The sequence below is a fragment of the Streptococcus pseudopneumoniae genome, from assembly GCF_001072375.1.
Classification (GTDB): domain Bacteria; phylum Bacillota; class Bacilli; order Lactobacillales; family Streptococcaceae; genus Streptococcus; species Streptococcus pseudopneumoniae_L.
This window is the reverse complement of record NZ_JVKV01000018.1, coordinates 48,347-59,447: the sequence shown is the minus strand read 5'-3', so window position 1 is coordinate 59,447 and position 11,101 is coordinate 48,347. Positions and strand designations below refer to the sequence as shown.

Sequence of the window (11,101 nt, the reverse complement as noted above, 5' to 3'; positions counted from 1 at the left end):
AGAAAGTAAACATGAAAGATAGAATAAAAGAATATTTACAAGAGAAGGGGAGTGTCACAGTTAATGACTTGGCCAGTGCTCTCGGGAACGATGGTTCAAAGGACTTCCGTGAGTTAATCAAAACTCTTTCCTTGATGGAACGTAAGCACCAGATTCGCTTTGAAGAAGATGGTAGTTTAACCCTAGACCAGAAGAAAAAACATGAGATTACCCTAAAAGGAATTTTCCATGCCCATAAAAATGGGTTCGGTTTTGTAAGCCTTGAAGGCGAAGAAGACGATCTTTTTGTTGGGAAAAGTGATGTTAACTACGCCATTGATGGTGATACTGTTGAAGTTGTCATTAAGAAAGTTGCTGACCGTAACAAAGGAACTGCTGCAGAAGCAAAGATTATCGACATCCTAGAGCACAGTTTAACGACAGTTGTTGGGCAAATTATTCTCGATGAGGAAAAGCCTAAGTATGCAGGTTATATCCGTTCTAAAAACCCAAAAATAAGTCAACCGATTTATGTGAAAAAGCCATCTCTCAAACTAGAAGGGACAGAAGTACTCAAGGTCTTTATTGACAAGTACCCAAGTAAGAAACATGACTTCTTTGTGGCGAGTGTCCTAGATGTGGTTGGACATTCAACAGATGCAGGAATTGACGTTCTTGAGGTCTTGGAATCAATGGATATTGTCTCAGAGTTTCCGGAGGCAGTTCTCAATGAAGCTGAAAGTGTACCTGATGCTCCATCCCAAAAGGACATGGAGGGGCGTCTGGACCTGAGAGATGAAATTACATTTACCATAGATGGAGCAGATGCTAAGGACTTGGACGACTCAGTTCACATCAAGTCCTTGAAGAATGGAAATTTTGAACTTGGAGTTCATATCGCGGATGTCTCTTACTATGTGACAGAGGGGTCTGCTCTTGATAAAGAAGCCCTCAATCGTGCGACCTCTGTCTATGTGACAGACCGTGTAGTTCCAATGCTACCAGAACGCCTTTCAAATGGTATCTGTTCCCTCAATCCTCAAGTAGATCGTTTGACCCAATCAGCTATCATGGAAATTGATAAACATGGTCGGGTTCGTAATTATACGATTACGCAGACAGTTATCAAGACAAGTTTCCGTATGACCTATAGCGATGTCAATGATATCCTAGCAGGTGATGAGGAGAAGAGAAAAGAATATAAGAAAATTGTTCCTAGCATTGAACTCATGGCTAAGCTCCATGAAATTCTTGAAGGTATGCGGATTAAGCGTGGAGCTCTTAATTTTGATACCAATGAAGCTAAAATCTTGGTTGACAAACAAGGGAAACCAGTAGATATTGTTCTTCGTCATCGTGGGACTGCAGAACGTATGATTGAGTCCTTTATGCTGATGGCAAACGAAACAGTTGCTGAGCATTTCAGCAAGCTTGATTTACCTTTTATCTATCGTATCCATGAGGAACCTAAAGCTGAAAAAGTTCAGAAGTTTATTGATTATGCCTCTAGTTTTGGCTTGAGAATCTATGGGACTGCGAGTGAGATTAGTCAGGAAGCTCTTCAAGACATCATGAGTGCTGTTGAAGGTGAGCCTTATGCGGATGTTCTCTCTATGATGCTTCTGCGTTCTATGCAACAGGCTCGTTATTCTGAGCATAATCATGGTCACTATGGCCTAGCAGCGGACTATTACACTCACTTTACCAGTCCGATTCGCCGTTATCCGGACCTCTTGGTTCACCGAATGATTCGTGACTATGGACGTTCCAAGGAAATAGCAGAACATTTTGAACAGGTCATTCCAGAGATTGCGACCCAGTCTTCAAATCGTGAGCGCAGAGCTATTGAGGCAGAGCGTGAAGTTGAAGCCATGAAAAAAGCTGAATACATGGAAGAGTTTGTGGGTGAAGAGTATGATGCAGTCGTTTCAAGTATCGTCAAGTTTGGTCTTTTTGTTGAATTACCAAATACAGTCGAAGGCTTGATTCACATTACTAATTTACCTGAGTTCTATCATTTTAACGAACGTGATTTGACTCTTCGTGGGGAGAAATCAGGGATAACCTTCCGTGTGGGACAACAGATACGTATTCGTGTTGAAAGAGCCGATAAGATGACTGGTGAGATTGATTTCTCCTTTATTCCAAGTGAATTTGATGTCATTGAGAAAGGCTTGAAACATTCTGGCCGTAAGGATAGAGGTCGTCGTTCGGATAAGAAAGAAGACAAGAGAAAAGCTAGTCGCTCAAATGATAAGCGTAAGCATTCTTCAAAAGACAAGAAGAAAAAAAGTAAGAAACCTTTTTATAAGGAAGTAGCAAAGAAAGGAGCTAAGCATGGCAAAGGGCGAGGGAAAGGTCGTCGCGCAAAATAAAAAAGCGCACCACGACTATACTATCGTAGATACGCTAGAAGCAGGAATGGTCCTGACAGGAACTGAAATCAAGAGTGTTCGAGCAGCCCGCATCAATCTGAAAGATGGGTTTGCTCAGGTTAAGAATGGGGAAGTTTGGCTGAGCAATGTCCATATCGCTCCTTATGAGGAGGGCAACATCTGGAATCAGGAACCAGAACGTCGTCGTAAACTTCTCCTTCATAAAAAGCAAATCCAGAAATTGGAGCAAGAAACCAAAGGGACAGGGATGACTCTGGTTCCACTTAAAGTCTACATCAAAGACGGCTATGCCAAGCTTCTTTTAGGACTTGCTAAAGGAAAACATGACTACGATAAACGTGAGTCGATTAAACGTCGTGAGCAAGACCGAGACATTGCGCGTGTTATGAAAGCAGTTAACCATCGATAGAAAGAGTGAAGGAAATGGAAAAACTAGTTGCCTATAAACGAATGCCAGTATGGAATAAAGACACCATGCCTGAAGCTGTTCAAAGAAAACACAATACCAAGGTCGGAACCTGGGGCAAGATTACCGTATTAAAAGGGGCTCTTAAGTTTATTGAATTGACTGAGGAGGGAGAAGTTATAGCTGAGTACCTCTTTGAAGCGGGTGCTGATAATCCGATGGCGCAACCTCAAGCTTGGCACCGTGTAGAAGCTGCCACAGATGATGTGGAGTGGTATTTAGAATTTTATTGTAAGCCGGAAGATTATTTCCCTAAGAAATACAATACCAATCCAGTTCATTCGGAGGTTTTAGAAGCTATGCAGACGGTCAAGCCATGTAAGGCACTAGACCTAGGATGTGGTCAAGGAAGAAACGCCCTCTTTCTCGCTCAACATGGATTTGATGTCACAGCTGTAGATCAAAATGAGTTATCCCTTGAAATCTTGCAAAGTATCGTAGAGCAAGAAGATTTAGAGATGCCTGTCGGTCTCTACGATATCAATTCAGCTAGCATAGGACAAACTTACGATTTTATCGTATCGACAGTTGTACTCATGTTTTTACAAGCAGATCGTATTCCTGCTATAATTCAAAATATGCAAGAACAAACATCTATCGGTGGCTATAATTTGATCGTTTGTGCTATGGATACAGAGGATTATCCATGTTCTGTTAATTTCCCATTTACCTTCAAAGAGGGTGAGTTGGCAAATTACTACAAGGACTGGGAATTGATCAAGTATAATGAAAATCCTGGTCATTTGCACCGTCGTGACGAAAATGGCAATCGTATCCAACTACGCTTTGCGACCATGTTGGCAAGAAAAGTAAAATAAAAATCTTAAAACGAATAGCTATCCATTTCTATTCGTTTTTTCATATAAAGACTTGAGGGCCAATCAACTGAATTATGCTATACTAGATGTGTAGAAAATGCTTAAGACAATCTCTTAACCCATATTTCTATGAAGTTTATTCTAAGTAATTTTAAATTTTCCATACAACTAGTAAATTTTTAATAGGGAGGTAGCGATATGCCTAGTCTTTTAGTCGAACTTTTTGATCATCACACTATCGAGAAAAATGTTTATCAGACTTTTATTTGTGGTTGTGATGAGGTTTTATTTCTCTCCCTGAAAAAAATTGCAGAAGATGAAAGATTGGCCTTGAAACATTTTTTGCTGAATCAAGTTTCCCATGTAAAGCAAGTGCATTTTCGGCAAATAAGTCTAGATAAGATTACGGATGATTTGAATCTTTTCTTGACTAACTATGATTCAGTGACCTTAGATGTTTTTGGAGGAGATTCGATATTAGCTATTTTTCTGTATCAGTATGGTTTGGAAAAGCAATTACCGATTATTGCAATAGATATTGAGAAAGGAAAACAATTTAAATGGAAAATGGGTAAAGTGGAGAAGGAAGAGTTAGTGATTCCTAACCTAACCATTGAACAGTTGATGGCCTTAAGGGGTGGTAAACTCATCAAAGCGAAACAACCTAAATACAGTCCGAAACAAATTACTACCATCAAAAAACTAGCAAACTATGCAATTTTAAACCCAGAAGAATGGTATCTGATCACTCAATTCTTTGCATTAGCAAAAACAACTGATTTCCACGCTGAAACAGCAAGAGTTTTGGAAAGTAACGGTAAAAAGTACCCTTATCCAGAATCTATGATTCCTCTACTAACAGAAGCTAACTTGATTCATATTGATGAGGAAAGTTCCGATCATATTAGTTACACTTTTTCTAGCCCCGAGGCACAATTGCTCTGTCGCACTAAAGGTCATATTTTAGAATTATATCTCTATCTTTTAGCGATAGAGTCAGAGTATTTTGATGAATGTATGATAGGGGCAGAAATTGACTGGAATGGTATTTTCCCTGAAGTTGATAATGTACAAAATGAAATTGATGTTGTCCTCCGTAAAGGTCAATCTATTATTTTTATATCTTGTAAAATGACAGACTTGTCTGTGGAAGCTATTAATGAACTAGAGGTATATGCTAATCATTTTGCTGGTGAAACTTGTTTGAAATTAATTGTTTGCTCTGGCAAAATCAATCCCGTATATAACCATCGCTGTCAAGAGTACGGTGTGTTGGTGATTAAACAAGATCAAATTTCAAATTTGATTCCCATGTTACAAAAACAGATCAAAAAGCATAAAATATGAGCTGGGTTAAAGAATTATCCTCAAAATATAATGGAAAGGCTGGTTTTCTCAGCCTTTTTCTTATACTTTTCGAATAAAGTAGAAGAGGAGGTTTTATGTTCTTAGCTAGAGATGAAAATGGGAGGTTAGTCAATGCCTTGGAGGATGAACTAGTCAAACAAGCTTATTATTGTCCAGCTTGTGGAACAAGTGTTCGCATGAGAAAAGGGAAAAATGTGAGAAGGCATTTTGCGCATGAAAGTCTCAAAAAATGTGATTTTTTCCATGAAAATGAAGGACCAGAGCATCTGGAAAACAAGAAAAGACTGTTTTATTGGGCTAAGGAGAATGATGAGGTTGAAATGGAATATCCCATACCTGAACTGAAGCAGATTGCTGATATCTTTATCAACAAGCAACTAGCTCTAGAAATTCAGTGTAGTCCCATTTCTTGTGAACTTTTACGGGAGAGAAGCAATGGTTATCGAAGTTTGGGAATTCAAGTTCTTTGGCTACTAGGAGAAAAGCTCTGGCTAAAAGAACGACTAACTCAACTTCAGAGAGATTTTCTTTACTTTAGTAATAACATGGGCTTTCATATTTGGGAGTTAGACCATAAAAAACAAGTTTTGAGACTCAAGTACCTCCTCCATCAAGATTTGAAAGGGAAACTCCATTATCAGGTCAAGGAATTTCCTTATGGCAAAGGAAATCTTCTAGAAATATTACGGACTCCTTATCAGCAACAAAATATTATCACTTTTTCAGTGAAACAGGACAGGAACATTTGTCATTACATTCAAAAACAACTCTACTATCAAAATCCCTATTGGATGAAGCAACAAGCCAAGGCCTACTTGAGAGGGGAGAACCTTTTGAATCTGAAGAATCAAGACTGGTATCCTCAAGTAAGGCCGATAGAACATGATTCTTTTTGTCAAATTAAACAGGATATTAGTGATTATTATCGCAACTTTCGAATTTATTATCAAAAAAATCCTCAAACTGAGTTACAAAAGCTCTATCCACCTGCCTTTTATCAGCAATATTTCTTAAAAAATATGGTAAAATAGAAAGGATGGAGGAAACTTATGGTATTACAACGAAATGAAATCAATGAAAAAGATACATGGGATCTATCAACGATCTTTGAATCTGACCAGAAATGGGAAGAAGAACTCGCCCTTTTAACGGAAGATACAAAACAAGCAGCTAGTCTTGAAGGACATCTCTTGGATAGTGCAGAAAGCCTTCTTGACATTACAGAGCGTTATCTGGACTTGAGTCGTCGTCTTGAAAAACTTTATGTCTATGCACATATGAAAAACGACCAAGATACACGAGTAGCTAAATATCAAGAATACTATGCAAAAGCAATGACTCTTTATAGTCAACTTGATCAAGTCTTCTCTTTCTATGAACCAGAATTTATGGCTATTACAGAAGACCAGTATCAAAACTTTTTAGCAGAAGAACCAAAACTCCAGCCTTATAAACACTTCTTTGATAAACTATTGCAAAATAAGGACCATGTCCTTTCACAACGTGAAGAAGAGTTGCTTGCAGGTGCTGGGGAAATCTTCGGTGCTGCTAGTGAAACCTTTGCTATTTTAGATAATGCAGATATCGTCTTTCCATTTGTTAAAGATGAAGATGGAAATGAAGTTCAATTATCACACGGCGTTTATATGCGCTTGGTAGAATCTAAGAATCGTGAGGTTCGTCGTGGAGCTTATGAAGCCCTTTACTCTACCTATGAACAATACCAGCACACTTACGCTAAAACCTTGCAGACCAATGTTAAAGTGCAAAACTACCGTGCCAAAGTCCGTAACTACAAGAGTGCGCGTGAAGCAGCTCTTGCGGCAAACTTTGTGCCAGAAAGTGTTTATGACAATCTAGTATCTGCTGTTCGTAAGCATTTGCCACTCTTGCATCGTTATTTGGCTCTTCGTTCAAAAATCTTGGGTATTCCAGATCTCAAGATGTACGATGTTTATACCCCATTGTCTTCAGTGGAATACAGCTTTACTTATGAGGAGGCCTTGAAGAAGGCAGAAGAAGCTTTGGCAGTTCTTGGTGAGGATTACATGAGCCGAGTTAAACGTGCCTTCAGCGAACGTTGGATTGATGTGTATGAAAATCAAGGCAAGCGTTCAGGTGCATATTCAGGTGGATCATACGATACAAATGCCTTCATGCTTCTTAACTGGCAGAATAACCTAGATAATCTCTTTACTCTTGTACATGAGACAGGACATAGTATGCATTCTAGCTATACACGTGAAACCCAGCCTTATGTATACGGAGACTACTCAATCTTCTTGGCAGAAATTGCTTCGACTACTAATGAAAACATCCTAACAGAAAAATTATTGCAAGAAGTTCAAGATGATGCAACACGCTTTGCCATTCTCAACAACTTCTTGGATGGTTTCCGTGGAACAGTATTCCGCCAAACTCAATTTGCTGAATTTGAACATGCTATCCACCAAGCCGATCAAAATGGTGAAGTCTTGACAAGTGAGTTCCTCAACAACCTCTATGCTGACTTGAACCAAGAATATTATGGCTTGAGTAAGGAAGATAATCCTCAAATCCAGTATGAGTGGGCTCGAATTCCTCATTTCTACTATAACTATTATGTATATCAGTATTCAACAGGCTTTGCAGCTGCTTCAGCCTTGGCTGAAAAGATTGTTCACGGTAGCCAAGATGATCGTGACCACTATATCGACTACCTCAAGGCAGGGAAGTCAGACTATCCACTCAATATCATGCGTAAAGCGGGTGTTGATATGGAAAAAGAAGATTACCTCAACGATGCCTTTGCAGTCTTTGAACGCCGTTTGGATGAGTTTGAAGCCCTTGTTGAAAAATTAGGATTGGCATAAGGCAGATGGTAAAGTCTTATAGTAAAAATGCCAATCATAACATGCGACGTCCTGTTGTCAAGCATGAGATTGTCGAGTTCATGCGCCACAGACAAAAGCAGGTGACGGGTTCCCTAAAAGAACTAGAAAACTTTGCTCGCAAGGAGAATATTCCTATCATTCCTCATGAAACCGTCGCTTATTTTCGTTTCCTTATGGAAACCATTCAACCAAAAAACATTTTGGAAATCGGGACGGCTATTGGATTTTCAGCACTTTTAATGGCAGAGCATTCACCTAAGTCAAAAATTACAACTATTGACCGAAATCCTGAGATGATTGGTTTTGCCAAAGAAAATTTTGCAAAATTTGATAGCCGCAAACAAATCACTCTCTTAGAAGGTGATGCGGTAGATGTCCTGTCAACGTTGACAGAGACTTATGATTTTGTATTTATGGATTCTGCCAAGTCCAAATACATCGTCTTTCTACCAGAAATCCTCAAACACCTCGAAGTAGGTGGAGTCGTTGTCTTGGATGATATTTTCCAAGGAGGAGATATTGCGAGGGATATCATGGAAGTCCGACGTGGACAACGGACGATTTATCGTGGCTTGCAAAGACTATTTGATGCAACCTTAGAGAATCCTGGTTTAACCGCTAGCTTGATTCCACTTGGAGATGGGATTCTCATGCTAAGAAAGAATCAATCAGAAGTAGAACTGCCTGATATTGATTGATTTCAGATATTTTTAAGACAATTTGGTAAAATAGATAAGGTAAACCTTTATTTAGTGAACAAAAGGAGTAAACATGAAGAAAAAACTAATGGCGGGAGCCATCACATTGTTGTCAGTAGCTACTTTGGCTGCTTGTTCAAACAGTTCTGAAGGAACTGACTTGATTAGCATGAAAGGCGATGTTATCACTGAGCATCAATTCTTTGAAGAAGTCAAAAATAATGCGACTGCTCAACAAGTCTTGCTGAATATGACCATTCAAAAAGTTTTTGAAAAACAATATGGTTCAGAAGTAAGTGATAAAGAAGTAGATGATGCAGTTGCAGAAGAACAAAAGAAATACGGTGATAGCTATCAAACGATTCTCGCCCGTTCAGGTATGACTGCAGAAAGCCGTAAAGCTCAAATTCGTACAAGTAAATTAGTTGAGTATGCTGTTAAGAAAGCCGCTGAAGCTGAATTAACAGACGAAAACTATAAAAAAGCATTTGAAGAGTATACTCCAGAAGTAACGGCTCAAATTATTAAACTTGACAGTGAAGATAAGGCTAAGGAAGTTCTTGCCAAAGCAAAAGAGTCTGGAGCTGACTTTGCACAACTTGCAAAAGACAATTCTACAGACGAAAAGACAAAAGAAAATGGTGGAGAAATTACTTTTGACTCTGCATCAACAGAATTACCAGACGTAGTTAAGAAAGCAGCTTTTGCGCTTGATGTCAACGGAATTTCTGATGTAATCACTGCTCCAGGAACTCAAGCTTATACAAGTAGTTTCTACATTGTTAAGTTGACGAAGAAATCAGAAAAATCTTCTAACTTGGATGATTATAAAGAAAAACTTAAAACAATCATTTTGACTCAAAAACAAAATGATGCAACCTTTGTTCAAGGTGTTATTAGTAAAGAATTACAAGATGCCAACATTAAAGTTAAAGATCAGGCCTTCCAAAATATCTTTACACAATACATCAAAGGCGAAACAACTTCTGACAGCAGCAGTAGCGCCTCAAACTAAGATAGTAATGAACTACCTTCCTCTGTTTGGAAGGTAGTTTTTAAGTTTATAAAATATCAACATTATAGTTTTAAAAGTCCTAGTAACTTAAAACGCTCGATAGATCGGATAAGGGGAACACTCAAGACATTCTAGTCCAGAGTCTGTTTTGAGTAAAATTCGAATGTTTATACTGTAAGAGTTTTTTTCTAGCCTAAAAAATGGTATAATAGCATGTAAAACTAGAAATAATAAGGGAAAATAAAAATATTTTTCCGAAAGATAGGTGACATATGAAAATAAGTAAAAGGCACCTGCTGAATTATTCCATTTTGATTCCTTATCTACTGTTATCCGTTTTAGGATTGATAGTAGTTTATTCGACAACGAGTGCAACTCTTATCCAAGAGGGAAAAAGCACCTTACAACTGGTTCGAAACCAAGGAATTTTCTGGATAGCCAGTTTGTTTTTAATTGCCTTGATTTATAAATTGAAATTAGGATTTCTGCGAAATGAGCGATTACTCTTTATCGTCATGTTTGTTGAGCTGATACTGCTGGCACTAGCGCGTTTAATTGGGATTCCTGTCAACGGTGCCTATGGCTGGATTAAGGTTGGTCCCATCACGATTCAACCAGCAGAGTATTTGAAAATTATTATTGTCTGGTATCTAGCACAGCGTTTTTCGAAACAACAGGATGAGATAGCTGTTTACGACTTCCAAGTTTTAACCCTTAATCAGTGGCTTCCTCGAGCATTCAATGATTGGCGTTTTGTTCTACTGGTTATGATTGGTAGTTTGGCGATTTTCCCAGACCTTGGGAATGCTACCATCTTGATTTTGGTATCCTTGCTCATGTATACCATCAGTGGAATAGCTTATCGGTGGTTCACAACTATTCTGGGCTTACTAGCTGGTGTCTCTATGATTTCCTTAACAGCCATTCGGATAATCGGTGTTGAGAAATTCTCTAAAATTCCCGTATTTGGTTATGTTGCCAAGCGGTTCAGTGCTTTTTTCAACCCATTTAATGACTTGGCTGGAGCTGGACACCAGTTGGCCAATTCCTACTATGCCATGGTTAATGGAGGATGGTTCGGTCTGGGATTAGGAAATTCTATTGAAAAACGAGGGTATCTGCCAGAAGCCCATACAGACTTTGTCTTTTCGATTGTCATCGAAGAGTTTGGATTTGTAGGAGCAAGTCTTATTCTCGCTCTCCTATTCTTCTTAATTCTACGAATCATTTTGGTAGGTATTCGAGCAAGGGATCCTTTCAACTCAATGGTAGCAATCGGTATTGGTGGTATGATTCTGATACAGGTATTCGTTAACATTGGCGGTATATCAGGCTTGATCCCTTCAACAGGGGTAACCTTCCCCTTCCTATCGCAAGGGGGAAACAGTCTCTTGGTCCTATCAGTAGCCATAGCATTTGTATTAAATATTGATGCCAGTGAGAAGCGTGCGCGACTTTTTAGTGAATACGAAGCACAGCTTTAAGACA

9 protein-coding genes are annotated in these 11,101 nt (G+C 38.8%); all 9 read left to right on the top strand.

Annotated features, from left to right (window positions below):
* Positions 1-11: 11 nt before the first annotated feature.
* Positions 12-2,354 (top strand): ribonuclease R, encoded by a 2,343-nt coding sequence (gene rnr / locus ADH31_RS01510; RefSeq protein WP_049508515.1) that lies wholly within the window; start codon positions 12-14, stop codon positions 2,352-2,354.
* A complete protein-coding gene (gene smpB, locus ADH31_RS01505; RefSeq protein ID WP_001051741.1) occupies positions 2,317-2,784 on the top strand; it encodes an SsrA-binding protein SmpB in 468 nt (155 codons plus the stop codon). The genes rnr and smpB overlap by 38 nt, the downstream gene beginning before the upstream one ends.
* 14 nt (positions 2,785-2,798) lie before the next feature.
* Positions 2,799-3,659 (top strand): SAM-dependent methyltransferase TehB, encoded by an 861-nt coding sequence (gene tehB, locus ADH31_RS01500; protein WP_000413783.1) that lies wholly within the window; start codon positions 2,799-2,801, stop codon positions 3,657-3,659.
* A gap of 198 nt (positions 3,660-3,857) precedes the next feature.
* The gene (locus tag ADH31_RS01495; protein ID WP_001139564.1) at positions 3,858-5,006 is read left to right on the top strand and encodes a DUF1887 family protein; all 1,149 of its coding nucleotides are present in this window, start codon (positions 3,858-3,860) and stop codon (positions 5,004-5,006) included.
* A gap of 95 nt (positions 5,007-5,101) precedes the next feature.
* Complete coding sequence (locus tag ADH31_RS01490; RefSeq protein WP_049503537.1) at positions 5,102-6,058, top strand: competence protein CoiA; 957 nt, start codon at positions 5,102-5,104, stop codon at positions 6,056-6,058.
* An 18-nt stretch (positions 6,059-6,076) separates the two neighbouring features.
* The gene (gene pepF, locus ADH31_RS01485) at positions 6,077-7,879 is read left to right on the top strand and encodes an oligoendopeptidase F (protein ID WP_049508509.1); all 1,803 of its coding nucleotides are present in this window, start codon (positions 6,077-6,079) and stop codon (positions 7,877-7,879) included.
* A 5-nt stretch (positions 7,880-7,884) separates the two neighbouring features.
* Positions 7,885-8,598: an O-methyltransferase gene (locus ADH31_RS01480; protein WP_000241074.1), complete on the top strand. Its 714-nt coding sequence runs from the start codon at positions 7,885-7,887 to the stop codon at positions 8,596-8,598.
* A gap of 73 nt (positions 8,599-8,671) precedes the next feature.
* The gene (prsA, locus tag ADH31_RS01475) at positions 8,672-9,613 is read left to right on the top strand and encodes a peptidylprolyl isomerase PrsA (RefSeq protein ID WP_000728085.1); all 942 of its coding nucleotides are present in this window, start codon (positions 8,672-8,674) and stop codon (positions 9,611-9,613) included.
* A gap of 272 nt (positions 9,614-9,885) precedes the next feature.
* Positions 9,886-11,097 (top strand): cell division peptidoglycan polymerase FtsW, encoded by a 1,212-nt coding sequence (gene ftsW, locus ADH31_RS01470; RefSeq protein ID WP_000703366.1) that lies wholly within the window; start codon positions 9,886-9,888, stop codon positions 11,095-11,097.
* Positions 11,098-11,101 lie beyond the last annotated feature (4 nt).

Excerpts from the sequence above, each read along its gene's own strand:
- prsA (WP_000728085.1), top strand. The coding sequence starts at position 8,672 with ATGAAGAAAAAACTAATGGCGGGAGCCATCACATTGTTGTCAGTAGCT.
- ftsW (WP_000703366.1), top strand. The coding sequence starts at position 9,886 with ATGAAAATAAGTAAAAGGCACCTGCTGAATTATTCCATTTTGATTCCT.
- ADH31_RS01480 (WP_000241074.1), top strand. The coding sequence starts at position 7,885 with ATGGTAAAGTCTTATAGTAAAAATGCCAATCATAACATGCGACGTCCT.
- smpB (WP_001051741.1), top strand. The coding sequence starts at position 2,317 with ATGGCAAAGGGCGAGGGAAAGGTCGTCGCGCAAAATAAAAAAGCGCAC.
- tehB (WP_000413783.1), top strand. The coding sequence starts at position 2,799 with ATGGAAAAACTAGTTGCCTATAAACGAATGCCAGTATGGAATAAAGAC.
- rnr (WP_049508515.1), top strand. The coding sequence starts at position 12 with ATGAAAGATAGAATAAAAGAATATTTACAAGAGAAGGGGAGTGTCACA.
- pepF (WP_049508509.1), top strand. The coding sequence starts at position 6,077 with ATGGTATTACAACGAAATGAAATCAATGAAAAAGATACATGGGATCTA.
- ADH31_RS01495 (WP_001139564.1), top strand. The coding sequence starts at position 3,858 with ATGCCTAGTCTTTTAGTCGAACTTTTTGATCATCACACTATCGAGAAA.
- ADH31_RS01490 (WP_049503537.1), top strand. The coding sequence starts at position 5,102 with ATGTTCTTAGCTAGAGATGAAAATGGGAGGTTAGTCAATGCCTTGGAG.